Here is a 23,334-nt window from a genome sequence, read left to right as displayed (position 1 = left end):
ACGCGCTACAGCGTGAGCTCGAACGAACGCGCGAGCAGCCCCGGCAACTGCGCGCCTCCGGTGGCGCGCTCGCCGTACGTGTCGTCGCTCGCGAGCAGCGCCGGTGCCGCGCCGAGCTGCTCGAGCTCCGACCCGAACAGCCGGTAGAAGCTGTCGTCGAACCGCATCGCGTCGACCGGCGCGACGATGCGCCCGCCTTCGACCCAGAACGTCGCGAACCGCGTCATCCCCGTCATCCGGCACGCGATCGGGTCCGAAAAGTTCAGGTACCAGAGGTTGCCGACGTAGAGCCCCGTGTCGAGCGCGGCCAGCACGTCGGCGTCGGCGAGCGTGCCGCCCGCGATCGACAGCGACTGCGGCGCTTCGGCGTTGTCCGCGCCGTTCGGTGTGCGCCCGTGCTCACGCGCGGTGCGTGCACACACGAGCTGCCCGGCGCCCCGCCCTTCGACGACGAGCGGCACGCTGTCGCGCCGGTAGCCGTCCGCGTTGAACGCCGGCGCGATGCCCAGCGAGAAATCCTCGGTGATCGACACGCGCGGATCGAGCGCGACCTCGCCGGCGTACAGGCGATGCAGCGGGCTGCGGGCGCTCGCCACCGCGCGCGCCGAGAAGCCGCTCCAGCCGAGCAGGCTCGTCATCTCGTGAATGGCGTCCGGCGCGAAATACGCGCGGTAGCGCCCGGGCGCAAGCGCCTTCGGCGTGCGGCCGAGCACGGGCAGCCGCGCGGCGGCCGCGTCGACCTTCACCGCGAACGCCGCGTCGCGCCAGTCGTCGCCCGCATAGACAGTCTTGATCGCGCGGCCGCTCGGGTCATACAGCGACCAGCTGAAGTTGAAATTCTCGACCTCGTACCAGCCGCGGCTGCCGGTCGACGATGCGAAGCCGCGCGCCAGCGTGCCGCCCGCGTAAAAGCCGACGAAGTCGAGCCCGCGCGCGCATTCGGCCACGATTCGCGCGAGCCCGTCCGCATTCGGCAAGCGCCCGGTGCGGCGCGTTTCCTGCACCCACGACGCGGTATCGAACAGCAGATGAGGATCGTCCTGCGCATCGCGCAGGCCGTCGCGCAGCACGGCTAGCGCGTCCGCCAGTTCGCGCAGGTCGGCCGCCGGATCGCCGCAGACGGTCAGCGCCGAGTGCGCCTGCCGCGCCCCGTCGATGAGCCGCACGGACAGCCGCCCTTGCGTGACGCGCCCGGTCTGGCGAATCCTGCCGCCATTGAAACGGATGAAGTCGGACGTTTCGCCGGAGAAGCCGAGCAGGACGGTTTCGGTCGGCGCGGTCAGCCGCTGCGCCTCCTCGGCGAGCCGGGCGAAATACGCGTGCCAGTCGATTCCGGCCTGGCGGGCGATCGGATCGAATCCCGTCATCACGCGCCTCCGAAGACGTCGACGCCGGCGAACACGCAGGCCGGCGCGGCGTGGCCGACACGGATGATCTGCGCAGGCTCGCCCTTCCCGCAGTACGGCGTGCCGTAGATGCCGAACGTGCCCGCATCGCCGACCGCGCGCAGGCTGCGCCAGAACTGGGCAGAGATGCCGCGGTAGTTCGGGCGCTTGACGACCTGCGTGAGCCGGCCGTTCTCGATCAGTTGCCCGAATTCGCAGCCGAACTGGAATTTGTTGCGGTGGTCGTCGATCGACCAGGACGTGTTGGTGCGCATCAGGATCCCGTGCTCGGTGCCGACGATCAGCGCATCGAGCGACTGGTCGCCGGGTTCGACGTTCAGGTTCGCCATCCGGTCGATCGGCGCGCGGTTCCAGCTCGACGCGCGCGAGTTGGCGACGCCCGGCAGGCCCGCGCGCTGCTGCGACAGCGCCCCGCCGAGCAGCCGTTCGAGCACGCCGTTGCGGATCAGGTACTGCTTGCGCGCCGGCGTGCCGTCGTCGTCGAATGCGTAGGACGCGGCTTCGGCCGTCGGCTCCGGATCGAACGTGACGTTCAGCAGCGGCGAGCCATATTGATAGTGGCCGACCATCTCCGGCCTGACGAAGCTCGATCCGGCGAAGTTGCGCTCGTCACCGAGAATCCGGTCGAGTTCGAGCGGATGGCCGATCGACTCGTGGATCTGCAGCATCATCTGGTCCGGCATCAGCAGCAGGTCGCGCCGGCCGGTCGGGCAGTTCGGCGCGGCGAGCAACTGCAGCGCCTCGTCGGCAACACGCGCGCCGGCGCCATCGAAGCCGTGGCGCGCCAGCACGTCGACGCCGCCCTGCGCCAGCGTGCCCGATTGGCCGAGCGACCGCGTCTGCGTGTCGCCGTCGCCATGGGCGACGGCCTGCAGCTCGGGCATCAGGAAGCGGAAGCGCTGGTCGATCCGCACGCCGTCGCTCGTCACGTAATACTGCTCGGTGTGCACGATCATCACGCTAGCCGAACGCTCGACGATGCGCGCGCCGAGGTTTGCCGCCGCACATTCGTGCGCGAGACGCTCGATCCATTCCGCGCGTGACGGCAGCGTCGCATCGACATCGGGCGACGCATAGGTGCCGCTCGCCTGCGGACGCGCGGCCTGCCGATGATCGACCAGCGCCCACGGCGCGCTGGCACGGGCCCGCGCGGTCGCGATGTCGAGCGCCGCCTGCAGCCCGGCCGGGGACAGGTCGGGCGTCGCGGCATAACCCGCGCCCGTGCCGGCCCAGGCCGTCAGCATCGCACCGCGCTCGCGCGTGCGCGAAAACGGCTGCGCGACGTCGTTGCGCACCGCGTGTTCGTCGATCGTCTCGTCGACGATGCGCAGCGACCAGAAATCGGCGTCGCTGCGCAACGCCTGCGCCGCCTGCACGGCTCGGGCACCCGGCGCCCGGTTCTCGTCAATCATCGGTTCCCTCTTGCTGCTCCTGCGGGCCGCGCTCAGGCGCCAGCATGGACGACGCGAGCAGCGCCCGCGTATACGGATGGGATGGCGCGTGCAATACGTCGAGCGTCTCGCCCGCCTCGACCACGCGCCCCGCCTTCATCACGATGACCCGGTGGGCCATCGCGCGCATCACCGCCAGATCGTGCGTGATGAACAGGTAGCTGAGTTTGTACTTCTTTTGGAGATTCGTCAGCAGATTCAGCACCTGCTTCTGGATCGACACATCGAGCGCGCTCGTCGGCTCGTCGAGCACCAGCAGTTCCGGCTCCACCGCCAGCGCCCGCGCGATCGCGATCCGCTGCCGCTGCCCGCCGGAAAACTCGTGCGGATAGCGCAGCATCGCCTCGGGCGGCAGGCCCACCTCCTGCAGCAGCGCGGCGATCCGCGCGCGCCGCGCGTCGCCGGCCACCTGCGGCCGGTGCACGGCAAGCCCCTCGCCGACGATCTGCTCGACCGTCATGCGCGGCGACAGCGAGCCGAACGGATCCTGGAACACCACCTGCATGCGCCCGTACAGCGTGCGCCGGCCCTGCGTCGTGCGCAGCAACGCCAGCGGCATCCCGTCGATCTCGATCCCGCCCGACGCCGGCCGCTGCAGGCCGAGCACGGCCGACGCGAGCGTCGATTTCCCCGAGCCCGACTCGCCGACGATCCCGAGCGTTTCGCCGCGCTTCAGGCTCAGCTGCACGTCGTGCACGGCGCGGAACGTCGTCTTGCCGAGCACCGAGCGCCAGCCGTTCGCCGCGATGCGGTAGTCGACGGCGAGATGCTGCACGTCGAGGATCGTCTGCGCGCCGGCGGCCACCGGCTCGACCGCCCGTTGCGGCGCGCTGTCGAGCAGCCGGCGCGTATACGGATGCTGCGGCGCCGCGAACAGGTCGGCCGTCGTGTTGCTTTCCACCAGCACGCCCTTCTCCATCACGGCCACACGCTGCGCGAAGCGCCGCACAAGGTTCAGGTCGTGCGTGATCAGCAGCACGGCCATCCCGCGTGCGGCGGCCTCCTGCTCCTGCAGCTCGATCAGCAGGTCGACGATCTGCTGGCGCACCGTCACGTCGAGCGCGGTGGTCGGCTCGTCCGCCAGCAGCAGGCGCGGCCGGCACGCCAGCGCCATCGCGATCATCGCGCGTTGCCGCTGCCCGCCCGACAGTTGGTGCGGAAAGCTGTCGATGCGCCGCTCCGGCTCCGGAATCCCGGTGCGCCGCAGCAGCGCGATCCCGCGCTCACGCGCGTCGCCCGGGCGCAGCCCCTCGTGCAGCCGCAGGCTCTCGGCGATCTGCTTGCCGATCGTATACAGCGGATTGAGCGCCGTCATCGGCTCCTGGAACACCATCGCGATGTCGGCGCCGCGAATCCCGCGCATCTGCTGCTCGGTCTTCGCGAGCAGATCCTCGCCGTCGAACAGCATCCGCCCCGACAGCGTCGCCTGCTGCGCGAGCCGCAGGATCGACAGTGCGGTCACGCTCTTGCCCGACCCCGACTCGCCGACGAGCGCCACGCGCTCGCCGCGGCCGATCGACAGGCTCAGGCCCTGTACCGCCGCGATCGCGCCGAAATGCGCGGAAAACCCGTCGATCTGCAGCAACGGTCTCGTCATCACCGCCCTCCGCCGAATGCCGAACCGCGCGTGCGCGTGTCGAGCGCGTTGCGCAGCGCATCGCCCATGAAGGTGAGCAGCAGCAGCGTCACCACCAGTGCCGCGAACGCCGCGATCGAGATCCACCACGCATCGAGGTTGTTCTTGCCCTCCTGCAGCAGTTCGCCGAGGCTCGGCGTCGGCGGCGGCACGCCGAGGCCGAGGAAATCGAGGCTCGTCAGCGACAGGATCGCCGCGCTCATCCGGAACGGCAGGAACGTGATCACCGGCGTGAGGCTGTTCGGCAGCACGTGGCGCCACATGATCTGTGCGTTGGTCAGCCCCATCGTGCGCGCCGCTTTCACATAGTCGAGCGCGCGGTTGCGCAGAAATTCGGCGCGCACGTAGTCGGACAGCACGAGCCAGCCGAACATCGACAGCAGGATGAACAGCAGCCACAGCGACGGCGTGAAGATCGACGCGAAGATGATCAGCAGGTACAGGTCCGGCAACGCGCTCCAGATCTCGATCAGGCGCTGCCCGACCAGGTCGGTGCGGCCGCCGTAGAAGCCCTGCAGCGCGCCCGTCAGCACGCCGACCAGCACGCCCGATACGGTCAGCGCGAACGCCATCAGCACCGACAGCCGGAACCCGTACAGCAGCCGCGCAAGCACGTCGCGGCCGAACTGGTCGGTGCCGAGCCAGTTGCTCGACGACGGCGGCGCCGGATACGGCCGCGACGCGAAATAGTCGATCGTGTCGTAGCGGTAACGGTTCGGCGGATAGATCGCGAAGTTGCCGTGCGACTCGATCTTCGTGCGGATATACGGATCGAGATAATTCGTCATCGCGGGAAAGTCGCCGCCGAACGCCGTCTCCGGATAGTCCTTCACGATCGGGAAGTAATAGCGCCCGTCGTAGCGCACGATCAGCGGCCGGTCGTTCGACAGCAGGTCCGCACCGAGGCTGAGCGCGAACAGCACCGCGAAGATCACGAGGCTCCAGTAGCCGAGCGGCTGCGCGCGAAAGCGCAGCCACGTGCGCCGCCACGGCGACGGCGAGGCCGCACACGCGGCGCAGGCCTGGTCAGTGGTCCAGGCGGTTGAACTGGATACGGGGGTCGACGAGGACATAGCAGATATCCGCGATGAGTTTGGTCAGCAGGCCGATCAGCGTGAACAGGAACAGCGAGCCGAGCACGACCGGATAGTCGCGGCGGATCACCGAGTCGTACGACAGTTGCCCCATGCCGTCGAGCGAGAACAGCGTCTCGATCAGCAGGTTGCCGTTCAGGAAGGCGCCGACGAACGCGGCCGGCAGCCCCGTGAGCAACGGGATCGCTGCATTGCGCAGCACGTGCTTCCACAGCACGTCGCGCTCCGGCGCGCCCTTCGCGCGTGCGGTCAGCACATATTGGCGGCCGATTTCCTCGAGGAACGTGTTCTTGGTCAGGATCGTGACGATCGCGAAGTTGCCGACGACCGACGCCGTCACCGGCATCACGACGTGCCACAGATAGTCGAGCGCCTGGCCGATCAGCGTCAGGTCGTCGAAGTTATCGGACGTGAGCCCGCGCATCGGGAACACCTGCCAGAACGTGCCGCCGCCGAACAGCATCAGCAGCAGCACGCCGAGCACGAAGCCCGGCACCGCGTATCCGGCCAGCACCAGCACGCTCGTCACGGTGTCGAACCGCGATCCGTTGCGCACCGCCTTCGCGATGCCGAGCGGCACCGACACCAGGTACGTGAGGATCACCGTCCACATCCCCAGCGTGATCGACACCGGCAGCTTCGAGCGGATCACCGCCCACACGCTGCGATGCGCGAAATAGGACTGGCCGAGGTCGAACGTCGCATAGCTTTTCAGCATCAGCACGTAGCGTTCGAGCGGCGGCCTGTCGAAGCCGAACTGCCTGCGGATCTGCTCGATCTGCTGCGGGTCGACGCCCTGGCTGCCGTGGTAGCCGCCGCCCCCTCCGCCCGCCTCCCCGCCGCGCGCACTGCCGTGGCGCAACTGCGCGAGCACCTGTTCGACCGGGCCGCCCGGCACGAACTGCGTGACCGCGAACGTGATCGTCACCACCCCGATCAGCGTCGGGATCATCAGCAGCAAGCGCCTGAGTATGTATGCCAGCATCGTCGTTCCTCCGTCAGGCGGCCGGCGCGGGTTTCGCCGCCGGTTGCTTCACGTACCAGTAGTCGATGATCCAGTCCTCGTATTGATAGGAGTCCGGCACGATCGCCGGGTGGCCGAGCGTCGCCTTGTACGCGATCCGCGCATTCGGCAGGTAGTACTGCGGGATCAGCGCGTACAGATTGATCAGCACGCGGTCGAGCGCGTGCGTGGCCGTCTCGAGATCGTCGAGCGTGTCGGCCGCGAGCGCCGCGCGGATCAGCGCGTCGACGGCCTTCGACTTCACACCCGGATAGTTCTCGGAGCCCGGCTGCGACGCGGCCGCACTGCCGAAGCGGCGCGTCAGCTCCGCACCCGGAATCGTCACCGGCAGGTAGATGTACGTCGTCATGTCGTACTCGAAATTGTCGAGGCGCTTCAGGTAGACCGCGCTGTCGATCTCGTGGAGATACGCGTGGATGCCGAGCATCGCGAGCGCCTGCGTGTACGGCAGGATCAGGCGGTCCATGCCGGGCTGGTCGTCGATGATCTCGATCGTCATCGGCGTGCCGTTCGCGTCGCGCAGCGCACCGTCGCGGTAATGCCAGCCGGCCTGCGCGAGCAGGTCGCGCGCCTCCTTCAGGTTCGCGCGCAGCGAGTTCGGCGGCAGCGTCGACGGCTGCCGGACCATCGGGCCGAACACCTCGGGCGGCAGCGTCGAACGGAACGGTTCGAGCAGCGCAAGCTCCTTCGCGCTCGGCATGCCGGATGCCGCGAACGGGCTCGCCTCCCAGAAGCTGTTGGTGCGGCGATACTGCCCGTAGAACATCATCCGGCTCATCCAGTCGAAGTCGAACGCCAGCGCGAGCGCATGCCGCACCCGCACGTCCTGGAACATCGGCTTGCGCATGTTCATCAGGAAACCCTGCATCTGCGCGGGGCCGTCGGGAAACTCGCCGCGCTTCAGCATGCCGTTGCGAAAATTCTTGCCGACGTACTTGCGCGCCCACTGCGTCGCGCTGTATTCCATGCGCGCGTCGATGTCGCCGGCCTTGAACGCTTCGAGCGCCGTGTACTGGTCCAGGTACAGCTTGAACGACACGTGCGCGAAGCGGAACATGCCGCGTCGCGACGGCAGGTTCGCTGCCCAGTAGTGCGGGTCGCGCACGTAGCTGATCTGCTTGTCGTTCTTGCGCTGGTCGATCAGGTACGGGCCGCTCGCGATCGGCGGCACGTTCGCGATCTGGTCGAACGGCGGCCGCGTGCCGTCCGCGCGCTGCCCCCATTTCGGCGAGAACACCGGCAGGTCGCCCGCGATCAGCGCGGCGTCGCGCTCCGCGTGCTTGAACTCGAAGCGCACCGTGTGGCCGTCGACCACCACCGCGCGCTTGATGATCGAAAACTGTGCGTTGTACAGCGGCGACGCCTGCGGGCTCGTCAGCGTGTCGAACGAATATTTGACGTCGACCGCGGTGATCGGGTCGCCGTTCGAGAAGCGTGCGGCCGGGTTGATGTGAAACGTCGCCGACAGCCCGTCAGGCGCGATGTCGACGTCGTCGGCGATCAGCGCGTATTCGGATGCGATCTCGTCCCAGCTGCGCTGCATCAGCGTGTCGAACATCAGGTTCTTGATGTCCGGTGCGGGCGCGCCGCGCACGAGGAACGGGTTCAGCGAATCGTAGCTCTGCGCCTCGTCGTAGTTTTCGAACTGGAGCGTTCCGCTGTCCGGCGCATCCGCATTCGCGTAGTCGAAATGCGTGAAGCCCGGCGGATACTTCGGATGGTCGTATTGCGAGATCGCCGGCACCGCGAGCGCGGCCTGCGGCATGACGCCGCCCGACACGAGCCACACGGCGCACGCGAGCAGCGCGGCGCGCGTGGCGGCGCGCATCCGCCCGTGCGTGCGCGTCAGGTGCGAGTGGCGCGGCACGCGTGCCCGTCGCCCATTCAACAGTCTCATGGTCAGTCTGTCCGGAAGCGTGCGGGTGTGAAGCCTGCACGCAATCGATGCCCGTGCCGGACGCCGCATACGGCCGCGTCCCGCGGATGGTTCGTGCTGTCACGATCGGATGAACTGCACCGCCGCGCGTCCCGGTTGCGGGCCGTCGTGGCACCAGGCGAAAAAAGGCCGCCCCGAAAAGGGGGTAGTGGACGTGGAGCGGCCTGTCCAAAGCCTGTCAGTGCATCGCGATCGCCGTCAGAACTTGTACGTCGCGCCGACCTGCGCGAACCGGCCGATGTACGAGTACACCGACGTGTCGTACCCGCTCTGGCTCAGCGTGCCGTTCGCGAAGATCGGGTCGTACGGCGGCGTGCGGTTGAAGAGATTGTCGATGCCGCCGTAGATCGTCCAGTTCTTGAAGCCCGTGTACGTCACCATCAGGTTGAACTGGCTGTACGAACCGACCTTGCTCGGCTCGGGCATCAGGTTCTGCGCGTACGGCCCCGTGAACTGCCACGTCAGCGCCGCATCGAACTTCCGGTAGTTCCAGTCCAGCGTCGTGTTGCCGCGCCAGCGCGGGAAGCTGCCGCCGAACGGCTGCGTGATCGTGAAGTTGTTGCCCGCGCCGTTGACCGGCGCGGCGCCCGGGAAGCCGATCTTGTAGCTGTTGACGTAAGCCCAGTCGCCCGACAGCGTAATCGTGCCCCACCCCTTCAGCGGCAGGCCCTGGCGGAACGTGCCTTCGAAGCCGTTCGTGTCGAGGTAGCCGAGGTTCTGGTACGGAATCACCTTGTACAGCAGCTGGCCGGTCGTCGGGTCGGTCACGACCTGCGATGGCTTGCCCTGGCCGATCACGTTGTCGATGCGGATCTTGTACCAGTCGAAGCCGAGGTCGGTGTAACGGCTCGGCGAGACCTGGAAGCCGATATTGAGGTTGCGCGTGCGCTCCGGCGCGAGGTTCGGGTTGCCGACGGTGATCGACGTGTAGTTCTGGCCGGTGGCCGGATCGACCTGGATGCCGAGCGTCTGCGACTTGCTGTCCTCGACGAAGGTCGGCGCGCGGAAGCCGCGGTTGTACGACGTATACAACGTGAGCGCCTTGATCGGCTGGTACCGCAGCGCGAAGCGCGGCGAGAAGGCGCCGCCCACGTCGGTGTAGTGATCGTAGCGGCCTGCCTGGCTGAACGTCAGGTTCTCGATGATCGGTATGTTGATCTGGTAATAGATGGCCGCGACGTTGCGCTGGCCATCCACCGTCTCGAGGTCCGGCGTGATGACGGCCCCGCTCAGGTACTCGGAACCCGGCGTCAGCGTTTCGCTCTGGTGCGTGAACTGCGCGCCGAAGCCGATGCCGACGTCGCCGGCCGGCAGATGGAACAGGTTCGGCGTCGACAGCGTCGCATCGATCGTGTCGAGCTTCGAGATGCCGAGGTTGTTCGCTTCCTGGAACAGCCCGTTGAACGCGTTCGGCGTCGCGGCCGGGTTCGCGAAATTCAGCGTGCCGTTCTGGTAGATGTTGTTCAGCGCGTTCACGTTCAACTGGTTCGTGAACACGTTCGACACCGTGCTCTGCGAATGGCTGACCGACGTCGCCCAGTCCCAGTCGCCGTACGGCAGCGTAAACGACCCCTTGATGCCGGCGGCCGCCCGCCAGTAGTTGGCCCAGGTCTTTTGCGCGACCGTGTTCGGAAACGCATAGGTGAGCGGCGTGGCCGCGCCCGTCGTGTTGTACGGGTTGCTGGTCGGCACCGTGTAGTTGAACGGCGACAGCAGCTTCGTCTGCGGATTCCACACGAGCGCCGGGCTCTGCGAGTTGCCGATCACGTTGTTCCACAGGCCGTCGTTGGTCGTGGTCGTGTTGTAGCTCTCCATAAAGTCGGCGAACGCGGTCGTCTTGTCGTCGATCTTGAAGTCACCATGGAGCTTCGCGTTCAGGCGCTCGGTCATCGGCAGGATCGACGTGCTTTCCGCCGTGTTGTACCCGCAGATGGTGCCCGGCAACCCGGCCGACAGCGAATTCGACGCGGCCGGATGAACCGAGCCGCCGAACGGGCAGCCGCCGGTCAGCGCCTGCGCACTGCCGTCGGGCATGTTCCAGTAGGACGGCGCGAGCAGCGAGAAGCCGCCCGGCTTGCCCGTGAAGTCCTGGTTGCGCGTGGAATCACGGTCGGCCAGCGTGAAGCCGTTCGACTTGTAGTAGCTGAGCGCGGCCGTCACGTTGAAGCGGTCGGCGTTCAGGTCGCCGAAGCCGCCGAGCACGCCGAACTTCATCGTGCCGTCGCCGTTGCCGGCGTTGATCGCGCTGCCGAGGCTGCCGTCGAGCTGCAGGCCGCGGAAATTGTGTTTCGTGATGATGTTGACGACACCGCCGATCGCGTCCGAACCGTACTGCGACACCGCGCCCGTCTTCACGATTTCGATCCGCTCGATGTCGTTGAGCGGGATCGTGTTGAGGTCGAAGAACGAGTCGACGCTGTTCGAGAAAAATGCATACGGCGCGACGCGCTGGCCGTCGACCAACACGAGCGTGTACTTCTCCGAGAGGCCGCGCAGTGCAATGCCGGCCGCGCCGGCCGCGAAGTTGCCCGATTGCCCTTCGCCCCAGCTGTTCGCCGAGTTGGCTGCCGCATCGCGCAGGAAGTCGGCGACGGTCACCGCGCCGCTGGCCTGGATTTCCTTCGGCGTGATCGTCTGCACCTGCTGGAAACCCGTCTTGTCGGCCTGCCGGATCAGCGAGCCCGTCACTTCAAACCGCTTGATCTGCGCGACCTTGCCCTGCCCGTTCGCGGCGGGTGCGGCAGCCGTCGCGTCGGCTGCTGCACCGGGTGCCGCATCGGGCGCCGCAGCGTCCGGTGCAGCGGCGCTGCCCGCCGTGCCGCCCGCCTGTGCAACGGTCACGGGCGCGCCGCTCGCGACCGCATCCGCGATCGCGACGGCGCCCGGCGCCGGCTGGCTCTGGGCGAACGCCGGCGGCGCCAGTACGGCCGTCAACGCGAGTTCCGCCCAGACTATCCTCTTGATGGCCAACGCCAAAACTCTCTGCTTCATCTTGTTCCCTCTCGCTCGTAGTAAGACCCCACCTGCTGTGCGCCGGAACCTTGTGAATTCCTTGCGCGTCCTGGGTGCCCGTGTACCGGAACCCGCGATTGCCACGCTTTCGACTGCCACGACTCGAACGGATCGGCCTCGTAGCACCAGCGCCATTCAGCATCACCGTCTTTTTCTATTTTGATTCGTCATACTAAACACCTACATTGAGCGCATTGCCTGCTTCTTCCCGGCTCGACGGGCGGTTGGTTCCGTAAAACGCGAACCTGTATGCGGGCCGTACTGCGCACCCTCTGCCGTCGACCGGGTACTTCTCCTTCCTGCCGGCCGCCTTTGCTAGAAAAGCCTCGGCGTGCCGACCCAGACGATCACCGCCTCTTCGTCGGCCGTATTGCGCCACGCATGCGGCATCGTCGATTCGTAATGCGCGGTATCGCCCTCGTTCAGCGTGAACGTGCAATCCTCGAGCGTCAGCGCCACCTGCCCGCGCAACACATAGACGAACTCCTCGCCCGCGTGCGTCGTCATCTCGGACGACAGCTGCCCCGCCGGCATCCGGACGAGAATCGCGTCGAGCTTGCGGCCGTCCACCAGGTTCGTCAGCCTGGCGAACCGGCTGGCCGAGTTCGTGAACTGGAAATACTGCAGCGCGTTGCCGCGGCATACCGAGCGCGCTTCCGTCGGCGTGTCGATGAAGTACTGCATCGTCACGCCCAGCGCCTTCGCGATCCGCACCAGCGACGTGATCGACGGCGTCGCCCGCCCGCGCTCGACCTGTGACAGGAACGGCTTCGAAATGCCGGCGATCGTCGACGTTTCGTCGAGCGTGAGTTTCAGGCGCTGGCGCAGCGCCCGGATCTTGTTGCCGAGCGACACGGCGACGAGCACCGACTCATCAGGGGGCAAAACCATGGAAAGACGGTCCCTCGCAGTCGAAATCGGTTTGATGTCGTCAAGCCGCGACCGATGCCGTGACACGACCGGCCCGGCGCGATCCCCCGCTGCACGCTGTCGCGACGTGCAAGCCACGCGCGGTGCGGCGGCGCACTCGCGTCGTGCGGCCGCGCAGCGTTCGCTCATTTCATTCGGTTTACTAATTAACAAGGTTGCCCCTTTTCATCGGCTGACCTGCCCGTCGTGCATCCGCGCGATCGCGGCGGCACACCGCTTGCCGACCGCCAGCGGTGCGCGCGGCCGTGCACGTCCGTTGCGTTACCGGGAGGCCACCACCGCCCAGAGCCGTGCCAGATCACCGGAACCATCGGTGCCCTTGACCGTGCGCAGCACCTGGACCGCACGCGCTTTCTGGCCGGCCACGTAATACGCCTCGCCGAGCCGCAGCCGCGCCGCATCGGGATGCTCGAGCCCGCCCTTCGCGATCGCCTGCTCCATCATCGGCAGCCCCTGCTGCGCATGGCCCTCGAAGACGAGGTTCATGCCCGCGTCGATCGGCGCTGCCGGCGTCGTGGCGTCTCCGCCCGATTGCGCGCGCTTCGCCGCGAGCGCCTGCAGCCGCTTCTCGCGATCCGCCTGCGCATCCTTGCCGAGTACGCCGGATGCGAACCCCTGGTCGATCACCTGCTTGCCCTCGGCGGGCGAGCCCGCCACCAGCGCGAGCTGCGTCATTTCCATGTACGCGTTGGCGGTCGAGAGCGAGCCCGTCGCCCGTCGCAACCGGTAGATGTCGAGGTCGAGCGACGGCAGATACCCGGGGTTGCCGCGAATGGCCGTGACCATTTCGTCCCAGTACGCGGGGCTCGGGTGATAAGCCACCAGCAGCCCGAGCGCACCGCGATACGCGTTGCCATCCTTCACTTTCTGCGCGCAGGACGCCAGCATCTGCAACTGCCCTTCATCCGGTGCGTGTCCGCCATTCGCCTGCGCGTCGGTGCTCGCTTTCAACTGGCTCACGAGCGGTGCGCAATCGTTCGACAGGTAGTAAGACTGCGTGAGCAGCGTGCGCATTTCCGGATCCGAGCCCCCCGCCTTCAGGTAGCGCTGCGCGACGCGGATCGCCAGCGGGTAGTTCTTCTGCTGGAAGTAGATGCCGGCCAGCGCCGCCGTGGTCCGCTGCTCGTCGTCGCCCGAGAGCCGCCCCGCGTTCAGCACGCTCTCGTACGCCTGCGCGGCCGTGCCCGAGTCGCCGGCCGCCATCGCTGCCGCGCCGCGCATTTCTTCCACCACGGTGGTTTCGTACGGCGTCCGGTTCGGCACGGCGGCCGCCTGGGCGATCTTGCCCAGCGCGTCGCGATACTTGTGCGCGCGGTACAGCTCCTGTGCGGCCGCCAACGGTTTCGCCACGTCCGGCCGCAGCGCGTCCGCCGGTAGCGCCGGGCGTCCGAGCAGGGCTGTCGCACCGAGCGCCGTCACCGCCATCATCCGTTTCCATCGTCGCTGGTTCATCGGTTCGTCCGTGTCGTCATTGCATGAACTGTTCGTTACCGATCAGGCCGATCTTGGTCGCGCCCACGCGTTGCGCGGAGGCGAGCACGGCGGCCACGTCCTTGTACGGCACCAGCTTGTTGGGACGCAGATGAATCTCCGCCTGCACGGGTTCCGCCGCCACCTGGGTCAATTTCGACTCGAGCGCCGCGCGGTCCGGCACCGGCGCGCCGTTCCATGTCGTCGTGCCGTCGAAGTCGATGTCGATCTGCACGATTTCCGGCGGCGTGGCCGGCGGCGGCGGATTACCCACCGGCAGGTCCATCTTCACCGAATGCATCTGAATCGGGATCGTGATGATCAGCATGATCAGCAACACCAGCATCACGTCGATCAGCGGCGTGGTGTTGATATCGACCATCACTTCCGGTTCGGCATTGCTCCCGCCCGAAGGCACGTTCATTCCCATCGTCGACTCCTGTCGATCCACGTTAGCGCTTTAGCGCTTACGTGGATCCCATGCTTCGCGGTCGATCCAGCGTCAGCGCTCCACCACTTGCCGCCGGCCCCCTGTTCCCCCCGATTCCGCTGCGCGACTATCCCCCGCGCGCCGGCGGCTCCGTAATGAACGACAGCTTCGCAATCCCCGCGCGCTCGCACATCGTGACCACCCGACCGATGAACTCATAACGCGTGTTCTGATCGCCCCGCACGTGGACGCTCGGCTGCGGCTGCTGCTGCGACACGTCCTTCAGCTTCGCGAGCAGCGTCTGTGCATCCACCAGTTGCTCGCCCCAGAAGAAATCGCCATCGCGGTTCACCGCGATCTCGATGCTCTTCGGCGTCGTCTGCAGCGGCTGCACCGTCTCCTTCGGCAACTGAAGCTGGATCGTGTGCGTCACGACCGGAATCGTGATCAGGAAGATGATCAGCAACACCAGCATCACGTCGACGAGCGGCGTCGTGTTGATGTTGGCGATCACCTCGTCGCTATCGTCCTGCCCGACGTTCATGGCCATCGCGCGTCTCCGTCAGCCGATCAGTTCGCGAGCGACGCAGCGGCCGGCGACGATGACGACCCGCGTACCGGGCGCCGATTGCCGGCCAGCAGCACGGTATGCAGCTGCGCGCCGAAGTTGCGCACCCGCTCCATCACCGACTTGTTGCGGCGGACCAGGAAGTTGTAGCCGAGCACCGCCGGCACGGCGACGGCGAGGCCGATCGCGGTCATGATGAGCGCCTCGCCCACCGGGCCCGCGACCTTGTCGATCGACGCCTGCCCGGCGATGCCGATGGCCGTCAGCGCGTGATAGATCCCCCAGACGGTGCCGAACAGCCCGACGAACGGCGCGGTGGAGCCCACCGTGGCCAGGAACGCGAGCCCGTCCTGCATCCGGTTCGACACGTTCGTGATCGAGCGCTCGACCGACACGTCGATCCACGTGTTGCGGTCCACCGCTTCCAGCAGCGCGTCTTCATGATGCTCGCCGGCCTCGATCGCCGTTTCGGCGATGAACCGGAACGGCGACGCCTCGTCGAGCAGCTTGGCGCCCTCGGCGAGCGACGGCGCGGTCCAGAGCTGTGCGTCCGCCAGCTTCGCGCGGCGATTGGCCCGCAGTTGTTCCAGGAACTTCGTGATCATGATGTACCAGCTGCCCATCGACATGATCACCAGCAGGATCAGCACGAAACGGGCGACGAAATCGCCGTTCTTCCATAGCGCACCAAGCCCGTACGGATTCTCGACCGCTTCCGTCGTGGCCGGCGCGGGCGGCGGAGCCGGCTCGGCGGCCGCCGGAACCGGGGCCGGCGCGGCCGACGGGGCTGCGGCCTGCGCCGACGTGCCGGTCGCGCCGCTTGCCTGCGCGTGGGCGAGCTGCGGTGCAACGAACCCGTCGATTGCGGCGACGGACATCAGGATGCTTGCCGCCAGCGCGGCCAGTGAACGCTTCGTCATACCCCACTCCAGTTATTTCGGTGAACTTAGCACGTCAGTTCGAGATGGTTTTTCCGGCCCGGATCGCGCCGGGCCGCCCACTGCATCAATTCAGATTGAACGAAAACGGAACCTGGACCCGTACCGACTGGCCCTGCGCGACGCACTTGAAGCGCTTCACGGTATTGAAGGCAGCACGATCGAGGATCGGATCAGCCGACTGCGCCACACGCTCGTTCGTAATGTTCCCTTCCGCATCCACGACGAACTCGATCGTCACGTCGCCGGTGATGTTGTTTTCCTGCGCTTCTTTCGGATACTGGATCGACGCGCGAAGCGTGTCCGAATTCGGGCAGACCACCCCCACGTCATGGCTGACGGGCTTGGCCGGCGCGGGAGGCGCCACGACCGGCGCCTGCACGGCCGGTGCGGACGGTACCGGGGCCGACTGGTGCGTGATCGTCGCCTGCGGCGGCGCCTGCACCGGCACCTCCGGCGGCGGGACGAACGGCGGCGGCGGCGGCGCGAATTTCGGCGGCGGGAGCTTGACCACGGGCATCGGCGGTGGCGGCGGCGGCTTGACCGGCTCGATGATGCGGGTTTCGATCGGGTGCTGGATCACCTGCACGACTTTCGTCGCGAGGCCGTTGAGCAGCGCGTAGATCAGCACGGCATGCAGCACCAGCACGATTCCGATGCCGCCGAACCGGCGCACCGGATTCTGTTGCTTCTTGCCGAACTCTCGCGGACGGCCCAGCGTAGCCAGTCCGCTGTTCGACGTAGCCAGACGTTCTTCGACTTTCATGCCCACTATCCATCCCCCAAGCGATTCGCCCAGTTTCGGATCGCTGCCGGCGGCGAAGCCAGGTCGGCATCGCCACCGCATCAACCCGAACATTTCATTTCAAATTCAATTAGCAATCCGAATTGAAAGAATTCAATTCGAATGCCAATTCATTCTTTTCAAGGAATCGTTCCGGCCGGCGCGGCCCGGTTATGCACCGAAAAAACGCGCCAGCACGTTCAGGCAATTGTCAGCTGTGCGGGCGGCACCTTTCATTTCGTATGACGACCCGCCGTTCGTTACACGGTGATGTCATTGGCGCCGTTCACTTGGGTGCAGACAATAGCAAGGAAAAAATTTTGACGTCAAACTTTATTTGATACCCGAATACAAAGTTTGGAGGGTTTATTCAAATAATATTCCGGTAAGCCCAAACCAACCTTTTATTATAAAAATGGTAATTGAATTGTATGGTTATATGCGAAAACGGATATTAATCTGTTTCGACATAAATATCGGCACATTTCCCGCGCCGCACCAAAATGGGCCGCGCCGGAAGCGCCCGGCAGGATACGCCCCTCCCCTCATCGGTCGTCGGATACGCTTGATCAACTGACTCGAACCGGCCGACACCGCGTCCTCGGAACGTCCGAAACCCTACGGATATCCGGAAATTTGATCTGCAATGCGATGCAAATTTCATGATGGCCTGGCACGCGACGAAACGTCGAAAATAACTTCGCATATCGAATTAAATATCGCCCGACCACTTGCCGCCTCGACACGCGGCCGTGTCAGACACGCACCGACCAACGCCCTTGCCCCGCGCGCGTCAGGAGTGCATGCCCTGCATCTTGTGCGAGAAATGCGCGCGTTCGGCCGTCTCCATCAGCATCAGGAATTCGTCCTGCATCATGTGGATCAGCGCTTCGTGATCGCCGGCCTCGAAATAGACTTCCGGCTGCTGCGCGAGACGTTCCTCGAGAAACGTCTTCATGCCGTACGCCATGCACACCGGCGGCAATGCGCCCATGTCGCAATCCTTGAACAGCTCGCGCAACTCGACCTCCCGGGCGAGCACGAGATGGCGTCCCGTCTTCACCCAGAGATCCGACAGGCGCACGGCGTGCGTGGTCGGCAATACGGCGGCGACGTAGCCTTCGTCGTCTTCGAGGAGCACGGTTTTCGCGAGGCGATCGCCGGGAATATGCGCGGCGGCGGCCGTCTCCATGCTCGTATGGCTATAGGGGTGGTACACCACTTCGTACCGCGATGACTTCTGACGCAGGCAATCCTGCAGGGTGGCTGATACAGGCATGGCACACCTCGTCTTGGCGAAACGGGCGAACGGCGTTCGCACCGGATTCGTTCAGCATAGGTCGCATTCCGGCGGATGGAAAACCTCACCGCTCCCGTGCTTCGCACCGACTCGACGCACGGGTTCAGTCCCCCGGATCCAGTCCCTTTTCACGTAGCCATTCCCGATTGAACAGCCGCGCGCGATAGATGTCGCCACGGTCGCACAGCAAGGTCACGATCGTGTGGCCCGGGCCCATCCGGCGGGCCAGCCAGACCGCCGCCGCGACGTTGATGCCGCTCGATCCGCCCACGTACAGCCCCTCCTCGCGCAGCAGCCGGTAGACCATCGTCACGCACTGCTGATCATCGATCCGCACGGCATCGTCGATCGGCGTGTCCGCAAGGTTCATCGTGACGCGCGTCGATCCGATGCCTTCGGTGATCGAGCTGCCTTCCGCGCCGAGGTCGCCCGTCTTCACGTACCCGTAAAGCCCGCTGCCGTGCGGGTCGGCCAGCACGATCCGGACGTCCGGCTTCTGCTGTTTCAGATAACGGCTCACGCCGGCCAGCGTGCCGCCCGTTCCGGTCGCGCACACGAAAGCATCGATCGTGCCTGCCGTATCGCGCCAGATCTCGGGCCCGGTCGTCTCGTAGTGCGCCTGGCGATTGACGACGTTGTCGAACTGATTGGCCCACACCGCGTTGTCGAGTTCGTCCGCGAGCCGCCCGGCAATCTTCTGGTAGTTGTTCGGGTCACGGTAGGGCGCCGCCGGCACCGGGCGCACCTCGGCGCCGAGCGTGCGCAGGATCGCCATCTTGTCCGGCGATTGCGTGTCGGGAATCACGATCACGCAGCGATAGCCGCGCGCCGCGCAGATATGCGCCAGGCCGATGCCGGTGTTGCCCGCTGTACCCTCGACCACGGTGCCGCCCGGCTGCAGCACGCCACGCCGCTCGGCGTCGCGGATGATGTAGAGTGCCGCGCGGTCCTTCACCGACCCGCCCGGATTCATGAATTCCGCCTTGCCCAGGATCTCGCAGCCCGTCTCGGCGCTGAGCTTCGCCAAGCGAATCAGCGGCGTGCGCCCCACGCAGTCGACGAAGCCTTGTCGCACGTCCATGTCGCCCTCCATTGCCTTCGCGCAGCGCGCGCCACACACAACGAAGGATAGGCCGCCCGCGCCGCTTTCGTCGCCGGCTGCAGCGTACTAAGCTTGAAGCACCCATTGCGGCCCACGCGCCGCATCGCGAGACGAGGTCCGCCATGCTGCAACTGCAAACCGTTGCCGTCGACAAGCCCGAGACCGTGAACTTCATCCTCGGCCAGTCGCATTTCATCAAGTCCGTCGAAGACATCCACGAGGCGCTGGTCGGCACCGTGCCCGGCATCCGCTTCGGGCTCGCCTTCTGCGAGGCGTCAGGCAAGCGACTGGTGCGCCACTCCGGCACCGATGCGGCGCTCGTCGACCTCGCCTGCCGCAACGCCGGCGCGATCGGCGCCGGTCACGCGTTCATCGTGTTCCTCGGCGACGGATTCTTCCCCGTCAACGTACTCAACGCGATCAAGGCCGTGCCGGAGGTCTGCCGGATCTATTGCGCGACCGCGAACCCGACCGAGGTGATCGTCGCGGAAACCGCGCAAGGACGCGGGATCGTCGGCGTCGTCGACGGCTTCGGGCCGCTCGGGGTCGAAAATGACGACGACATCCGCTGGCGCAAGGATCTGCTGCGCACGATCGGCTACAAGGCGTAGGGATGCCCCCGCCCGGCGGCCTGTAGACCTGGCTGCATGGAAGGCGCGTTGCGGCCGGGATTCCAGGACGGGTAGCGCTCAGACCGTTAGTTGCATTTGTGGTCACTGAAGCGCGCCGCCCTCCGCGTCGTGTCGCCGCCGTCCGCGTGCCCTATACTGCCCGCAGCAGACTGACTGACGGCGCGCTGACGCACCGGCCGCCGCGATCCTTCCCGGAGCCGCCATGCATTACCAGTTGACCTACGAACTCGTCGACGATTACCTGTCCCGTCGCGAACCGTTCCGCGCCCAGCACCTCGCGCTTGCGCAGGCTGCGACCGAGCGCGGCGAACTCGTGCTCGCCGGCGCGCTGTCGGACCCGGCCGATCAGGCCGTGCTCGTGTTCGAAGGGGATTCGCCGGAAGCGGCCGAGTCGTTCGCGCGCGCCGATCCGTACGTGCAGAACGGCCTCGTGAAATCGTGGCGCGTGCGGCCGTGGCGCGTCGTGGTCGGCAAGCACGCGCCGCCCCAAGCGTGACGCGGGACTACAGCCACCCTGCCCGCTTGAAGCGCCACCACAACGCGAAGTCGGCCACGACCATCACGCCGATACAACCGTAGAAGCCGTATTTCAGGTGCAGTTCGGGCATGTTCGCGAAGTTCATCCCGTAGATGCCGGCGATCATCGTCGGGATCGCGAACAGCGCGGCGAACGAGCCGAGCCGCTTCGTCACCTCGTTCTCGGCCAGCGAGATCATCCCGAGGTTGACCTGGATCGCCGTGACCACCATCTCGCGCCGCCCTTCGATCGTCTTCACGATCCGCTGCAAATGGTCGTACACGTCGCGAAAGTACGGCTCCATGCCGCTGCAGACTTGCGGAATGCGCCCGCCGGTGAGCTTCGCCAGCGGCTCGAGCAACGGCGCCGTGTGCTGGTACAGCATCACGAGCCGGCGCTTCAGCGAATAGAGATCCTCGATGATCGCGCGCGACGAGGCGGGCGTGGCCTTCGCGAAGATGCGGTCCTCGAGCTGCTCGAGTTCGGTGCCGAGCGTTTCGAGGATCGGGAAATAGCGGTCGACGACCTGGTCCATCAGCGCATAGAACACGAATGCCGAACCTTCCTGGAGCAGATGCGGCTCGCGCTCGCAGCGCTTGCGCACGTCGCGAAAATCGTGCTCGGTATGGTTGCGGATCGACAGCACGTAATTCGGGCCGACGAACACGTTCAGCTCGCCGACATTGAACTCATCGTCGTCGTCCAGCTCCACCGTATGCAGCACCGCGAACAGCGAATCGCCGTACTCCTCGATCTTCGGCCGCTGATGCCCCTTGCGGGCATCCTCGAGCGCCAGTTCGTGCAGCCCGAATTCCTCGCCCATCAGGTCGAGTTCCTCCGGTGTCGGATCCTTCAGCGCGACCCACACGAAGCACTCGGGCTTCGACACGTAGTCGCTGATGGCGTCGATATCGATGTCGGCCAGCTTGCGGCCGTCCTGGTATGCAGCACAGTTGATCAGCATGGTGTTCGTGACGTTGCGGTTTGCGCATCAGTTTACCGGTTTGCTGCGCGGGTGGCCCGGCTTGCGCGGCTCGGCGATATTGGTCATGATCGGGCTGCGTGCGCCGCAGCATGCGCACCCGGACACTTCGGCCCCCCAGCCGCACGGCCGTGCGGCCCAACCGTCAAGGAGGCAGACCCATGTGGTATTTCTCGTGGATACTCGGCATCGGCGTGGCGCTCGGCTTCGGCATCATCAACGCGATGTGGCTGGAAGCGGAAGTCTTCTCGCGCGGCGACAAGCGCAACGGCGCGTCGAGCCCGCGCTCGGGAGGCAAGGCTTCGTGACGCATCTGGTGTTCTTCTGCGGTCACGCCGGCACCGGCAAGACCACGCTCGCGAAGCGGCTCATCGGGCCGCTGATGCGCGCGACCGGCGAGGCCTTCTGCCTGCTCGACAAGGACACGCTGTACGGCCGCTACAGCTCGGCCGCGATGGGTGCGCTCACCGAGAATCCGAACGACCGCGACAGCCCGCTCTACCTGAAGCACCTGCGCGATCCCGAATACCAGGGCCTGCTCGACACGGCCCGTGAAAATCTCGCGCTCGGCATCGGCGCGCTCGTGGTCGGCCCGCTGTCGCGCGAAGTGCGCGATCGCCGCATTCTCGATCGCGCGTGGCTCGGCATCGCGCCCGACGTCACGCTGACGGTCGTCTGGGTCCACACGTCGGAAGACGTCGCGCACCAGCGGATCGTCGCGCGCGGCAACCCGAACGACGCATACAAGCTCGCGCACTGGGATGAATACCGGCAGCGTCGCTTCGTGCCGACCGGCCACGAATGCGACGGCATCGTGATGTTCGACAACACCGCGCCCTCCGACGCCGACGTCGAGGCGCTGCTGTACCGCATCGCGCCGCCTCCGCAGGCGGCCACGATCGTCCCGCCGCTGCCGGCCTGACCGGCCGCTCTTTTTCGTCCCCCGCAAAAAACAACGCCGGAAGCGCTGTTGCGCTCCCGGCATCGTACGGCCCTCGTGCCAGAGGCTGACGGGTGGTCAGGCTACTTCGTGCACGCGCTCCATCGTGCCGCCTTCGTACAGCTTGCCGAAGCGGTTCGACAGGAACGCCTTCAGCGACACCTTTTCCTGCGGGATGAAACCGCTCTGCGGCAGCTTCTTTTCGCGGAACAGATCCAGCACCGCGCACATCGCGCCGGCCGTCGTGATCTGGATCGCGCTCATGTGCATCCCGCACACGTCCTTCGCGAAGATCTTGCGCGTGAACACGTCCTGCACCAGCTGGCCGTCCTTCACGCCCGTCACCGTGATGAACACGAGCACGACGTCCTGCTTCGTCGACGGCACCGCGCGGCGCATGATCGACTTCAGCGTGTCGCGGTCGGTCGACAGGCGCAGGTCTTCGAGCAGGAACTGCACGAGATCGCGGTGGCCCGGATAGCGCACCGACTTGTAGTCGAGCGTCTCGACCTTGCCCGACAGCGTCTCGCACAGCGTGCCGAGGCCGCCCGACGTGTTGAACGCTTCGTATTCGGTGCCGTCGAGCGAGAAGTGCTCGAGGCCTTCGAGCGGCTGCACCCATTGCTTGCGGCCGTCGCGGATCGCTTCGCACGGCTGGCAGTATTCGTTGATCAGGCCGTCGACGCTCCACGTCAGGTTGTACTTCAGCGCATTGGTCGGATACTCGGGCAGCGCGCCGACGCGCATCTTCACGTCGCGCACTTCGCTGAAACCGTTCACCAGTTCGTGCGCGGCGAGACCGATGAAGCCCGGTGCGAGGCCGCACTGCGGCATGAACGCACGGTCGGAGCCTTCGGCCAGTTCGCGGATCGCGTGGGTGGCGCGCACGTCTTCGGTCAGGTCGAAGTAGTGAACGCCGGCAGCCTTCGCGGCGGCGGCCACGTTGACCGCGAGGTAGTAAGGCAGCGCGTTGACGAGCGCATCGAAGCCCTTCACGGCTTCGCGAATCGCGTTTGCATCGGCCGAATCGACCCGTTGCGTCGCGATGCCTTCGCGCGACAGCTTCGCAAGCGCATCCGCGTCACGGTCGAACGCGACGACTTCGTAGTCGCCCGTTTCACGCAGCATGTGAGCAATGGTGTGGCCGATCAGACCTGCGCCGACGATGGCGATTTTCATGCG

Annotated in this window: 21 protein-coding genes; 4 read left to right on the top strand and 17 right to left on the bottom strand. The window is 66.3% G+C overall.

Going from position 1 to position 23,334, the window contains the following annotated elements:
- Nucleotides 1-5: 5 nt before the first annotated feature.
- From QZM35_RS11190 to QZM35_RS11120, 15 genes are all read right to left on the bottom strand, one after another.
- Entirely contained in the window at nt 6-1,367 is a 1,362-nt protein-coding gene (locus tag QZM35_RS11190) for a TldD/PmbA family protein (RefSeq protein WP_301775908.1), read from the bottom strand.
- Complete coding sequence (locus QZM35_RS11185) at nt 1,367-2,818, bottom strand: TldD/PmbA family protein (RefSeq protein ID WP_301775907.1); 1,452 nt, start codon at nt 2,816-2,818, stop codon at nt 1,367-1,369. Before QZM35_RS11185 ends, QZM35_RS11190 begins: the two co-directional genes overlap by 1 nt.
- Complete coding sequence (locus QZM35_RS11180) at nt 2,811-4,454, bottom strand: ABC transporter ATP-binding protein (protein WP_301775906.1); 1,644 nt, start codon at nt 4,452-4,454, stop codon at nt 2,811-2,813. The genes QZM35_RS11185 and QZM35_RS11180 overlap by 8 nt, the downstream gene beginning before the upstream one ends.
- On the bottom strand, nt 4,454-5,566 hold the full coding sequence (locus QZM35_RS11175; protein ID WP_089425485.1) for an ABC transporter permease: 1,113 nt from the start codon (nt 5,564-5,566) through the stop codon (nt 4,454-4,456). Before QZM35_RS11175 ends, QZM35_RS11180 begins: the two co-directional genes overlap by 1 nt.
- Complete coding sequence (locus QZM35_RS11170) at nt 5,520-6,572, bottom strand: microcin C ABC transporter permease YejB (protein WP_089425486.1); 1,053 nt, start codon at nt 6,570-6,572, stop codon at nt 5,520-5,522. Before QZM35_RS11170 ends, QZM35_RS11175 begins: the two co-directional genes overlap by 47 nt.
- Before the next feature lie 13 nt (nt 6,573-6,585).
- Nucleotides 6,586-8,508, bottom strand: coding sequence for an extracellular solute-binding protein (locus tag QZM35_RS11165; protein ID WP_301775905.1), 1,923 nt, complete (start codon nt 8,506-8,508; stop codon nt 6,586-6,588).
- Nucleotides 8,509-8,745: 237 nt separating this feature from the next.
- The gene (locus tag QZM35_RS11160) at nt 8,746-11,538 is read right to left on the bottom strand and encodes a TonB-dependent receptor (RefSeq protein ID WP_089425488.1); all 2,793 of its coding nucleotides are present in this window, start codon (nt 11,536-11,538) and stop codon (nt 8,746-8,748) included.
- A gap of 336 nt (nt 11,539-11,874) precedes the next feature.
- On the bottom strand, nt 11,875-12,450 hold the full coding sequence (locus QZM35_RS11155; RefSeq protein WP_027787334.1) for a helix-turn-helix domain-containing protein: 576 nt from the start codon (nt 12,448-12,450) through the stop codon (nt 11,875-11,877).
- 300 nt (nt 12,451-12,750) lie between these two features.
- Nucleotides 12,751-13,917 (bottom strand): tetratricopeptide repeat protein, encoded by a 1,167-nt coding sequence (locus tag QZM35_RS11150; RefSeq protein ID WP_256976654.1) that lies wholly within the window; start codon nt 13,915-13,917, stop codon nt 12,751-12,753.
- A gap of 40 nt (nt 13,918-13,957) precedes the next feature.
- Nucleotides 13,958-14,389 (bottom strand): biopolymer transporter ExbD, encoded by a 432-nt coding sequence (locus QZM35_RS11145; protein WP_011352157.1) that lies wholly within the window; start codon nt 14,387-14,389, stop codon nt 13,958-13,960.
- Nucleotides 14,390-14,516: 127 nt separating this feature from the next.
- On the bottom strand, nt 14,517-14,939 hold the full coding sequence (locus QZM35_RS11140) for a biopolymer transporter ExbD (protein ID WP_021160935.1): 423 nt from the start codon (nt 14,937-14,939) through the stop codon (nt 14,517-14,519).
- A 20-nt stretch (nt 14,940-14,959) separates the two neighbouring features.
- The gene (locus QZM35_RS11135) at nt 14,960-15,877 is read right to left on the bottom strand and encodes a MotA/TolQ/ExbB proton channel family protein (RefSeq protein WP_089425490.1); all 918 of its coding nucleotides are present in this window, start codon (nt 15,875-15,877) and stop codon (nt 14,960-14,962) included.
- Nucleotides 15,878-15,962: 85 nt separating this feature from the next.
- Nucleotides 15,963-16,661: an energy transducer TonB gene (locus QZM35_RS11130; RefSeq protein ID WP_089425491.1), complete on the bottom strand. Its 699-nt coding sequence runs from the start codon at nt 16,659-16,661 to the stop codon at nt 15,963-15,965.
- A gap of 811 nt (nt 16,662-17,472) precedes the next feature.
- Nucleotides 17,473-17,958, bottom strand: a complete 486-nt coding sequence (locus tag QZM35_RS11125; protein ID WP_031401741.1) for an aminoacyl-tRNA deacylase — start codon at nt 17,956-17,958, stop codon at nt 17,473-17,475.
- A 124-nt stretch (nt 17,959-18,082) separates the two neighbouring features.
- Nucleotides 18,083-19,060: a cysteine synthase A gene (locus QZM35_RS11120; protein ID WP_089425926.1), complete on the bottom strand. Its 978-nt coding sequence runs from the start codon at nt 19,058-19,060 to the stop codon at nt 18,083-18,085.
- 143 nt (nt 19,061-19,203) lie between these two features.
- On the opposite strand from QZM35_RS11120, the gene QZM35_RS11115 reads away from it, so the two are divergent.
- On the top strand, nt 19,204-19,692 hold the full coding sequence (locus QZM35_RS11115; RefSeq protein ID WP_089425492.1) for an adenosine-specific kinase: 489 nt from the start codon (nt 19,204-19,206) through the stop codon (nt 19,690-19,692).
- A gap of 223 nt (nt 19,693-19,915) precedes the next feature.
- Nucleotides 19,916-20,209: a YciI-like protein gene (locus QZM35_RS11110; protein WP_089425493.1), complete on the top strand. Its 294-nt coding sequence runs from the start codon at nt 19,916-19,918 to the stop codon at nt 20,207-20,209.
- Nucleotides 20,210-20,216: 7 nt separating this feature from the next.
- Here QZM35_RS11110 and corA read toward each other — a convergent pair whose 3' ends face one another.
- Entirely contained in the window at nt 20,217-21,194 is a 978-nt protein-coding gene (gene corA, locus QZM35_RS11105) for a magnesium/cobalt transporter CorA (RefSeq protein ID WP_089425494.1), read from the bottom strand.
- 179 nt (nt 21,195-21,373) lie between these two features.
- Between corA and cydX the strand changes: the two genes are divergently transcribed.
- Both cydX and QZM35_RS11095 read left to right on the top strand, forming a co-directional pair.
- Complete coding sequence (cydX, locus tag QZM35_RS11100; RefSeq protein ID WP_043182986.1) at nt 21,374-21,520, top strand: cytochrome bd-I oxidase subunit CydX; 147 nt, start codon at nt 21,374-21,376, stop codon at nt 21,518-21,520.
- Nucleotides 21,517-22,134 (top strand): ATP-binding protein, encoded by a 618-nt coding sequence (locus tag QZM35_RS11095; RefSeq protein WP_089431123.1) that lies wholly within the window; start codon nt 21,517-21,519, stop codon nt 22,132-22,134. The genes cydX and QZM35_RS11095 overlap by 4 nt, the downstream gene beginning before the upstream one ends.
- A gap of 96 nt (nt 22,135-22,230) precedes the next feature.
- Here QZM35_RS11095 and QZM35_RS11090 read toward each other — a convergent pair whose 3' ends face one another.
- Nucleotides 22,231-23,331, bottom strand: coding sequence for a saccharopine dehydrogenase family protein (locus QZM35_RS11090; RefSeq protein ID WP_039357959.1), 1,101 nt, complete (start codon nt 23,329-23,331; stop codon nt 22,231-22,233).
- Nucleotides 23,332-23,334 lie beyond the last annotated feature (3 nt).

Origin of the sequence: Burkholderia sp. AU45274 (assembly GCF_030482505.1) — a bacterium.
Taxonomy (GTDB): Bacteria; Pseudomonadota; Gammaproteobacteria; order Burkholderiales; family Burkholderiaceae; genus Burkholderia.
Note: the sequence above shows the minus strand (reverse complement) of the source record. Positions and strands in the feature narration are given on the sequence as shown.

Excerpts from the sequence above, each read along its gene's own strand:
- QZM35_RS11190 (WP_301775908.1), bottom strand. The coding sequence starts at position 1,367 with ATGACGGGATTCGATCCGATCGCCCGCCAGGCCGGAATCGACTGGCAC.
- QZM35_RS11185 (WP_301775907.1), bottom strand. The coding sequence starts at position 2,818 with ATGATTGACGAGAACCGGGCGCCGGGTGCCCGAGCCGTGCAGGCGGCG.
- QZM35_RS11180 (WP_301775906.1), bottom strand. The coding sequence starts at position 4,454 with ATGACGAGACCGTTGCTGCAGATCGACGGGTTTTCCGCGCATTTCGGC.
- QZM35_RS11175 (WP_089425485.1), bottom strand. The coding sequence starts at position 5,566 with ATGTCCTCGTCGACCCCCGTATCCAGTTCAACCGCCTGGACCACTGAC.
- QZM35_RS11170 (WP_089425486.1), bottom strand. The coding sequence starts at position 6,572 with ATGCTGGCATACATACTCAGGCGCTTGCTGCTGATGATCCCGACGCTG.
- QZM35_RS11165 (WP_301775905.1), bottom strand. The coding sequence starts at position 8,508 with ATGAGACTGTTGAATGGGCGACGGGCACGCGTGCCGCGCCACTCGCAC.
- QZM35_RS11160 (WP_089425488.1), bottom strand. The coding sequence starts at position 11,538 with ATGAAGCAGAGAGTTTTGGCGTTGGCCATCAAGAGGATAGTCTGGGCG.
- QZM35_RS11155 (WP_027787334.1), bottom strand. The coding sequence starts at position 12,450 with ATGGTTTTGCCCCCTGATGAGTCGGTGCTCGTCGCCGTGTCGCTCGGC.
- QZM35_RS11150 (WP_256976654.1), bottom strand. The coding sequence starts at position 13,917 with ATGATGGCGGTGACGGCGCTCGGTGCGACAGCCCTGCTCGGACGCCCG.
- QZM35_RS11145 (WP_011352157.1), bottom strand. The coding sequence starts at position 14,389 with ATGGGAATGAACGTGCCTTCGGGCGGGAGCAATGCCGAACCGGAAGTG.
- QZM35_RS11140 (WP_021160935.1), bottom strand. The coding sequence starts at position 14,939 with ATGGCCATGAACGTCGGGCAGGACGATAGCGACGAGGTGATCGCCAAC.
- QZM35_RS11135 (WP_089425490.1), bottom strand. The coding sequence starts at position 15,877 with ATGACGAAGCGTTCACTGGCCGCGCTGGCGGCAAGCATCCTGATGTCC.
- QZM35_RS11130 (WP_089425491.1), bottom strand. The coding sequence starts at position 16,661 with ATGAAAGTCGAAGAACGTCTGGCTACGTCGAACAGCGGACTGGCTACG.
- QZM35_RS11125 (WP_031401741.1), bottom strand. The coding sequence starts at position 17,958 with ATGCCTGTATCAGCCACCCTGCAGGATTGCCTGCGTCAGAAGTCATCG.
- QZM35_RS11120 (WP_089425926.1), bottom strand. The coding sequence starts at position 19,060 with ATGGACGTGCGACAAGGCTTCGTCGACTGCGTGGGGCGCACGCCGCTG.
- QZM35_RS11115 (WP_089425492.1), top strand. The coding sequence starts at position 19,204 with ATGCTGCAACTGCAAACCGTTGCCGTCGACAAGCCCGAGACCGTGAAC.
- QZM35_RS11110 (WP_089425493.1), top strand. The coding sequence starts at position 19,916 with ATGCATTACCAGTTGACCTACGAACTCGTCGACGATTACCTGTCCCGT.
- corA (WP_089425494.1), bottom strand. The coding sequence starts at position 21,194 with ATGCTGATCAACTGTGCTGCATACCAGGACGGCCGCAAGCTGGCCGAC.
- cydX (WP_043182986.1), top strand. The coding sequence starts at position 21,374 with ATGTGGTATTTCTCGTGGATACTCGGCATCGGCGTGGCGCTCGGCTTC.
- QZM35_RS11090 (WP_039357959.1), bottom strand. The coding sequence starts at position 23,331 with ATGAAAATCGCCATCGTCGGCGCAGGTCTGATCGGCCACACCATTGCT.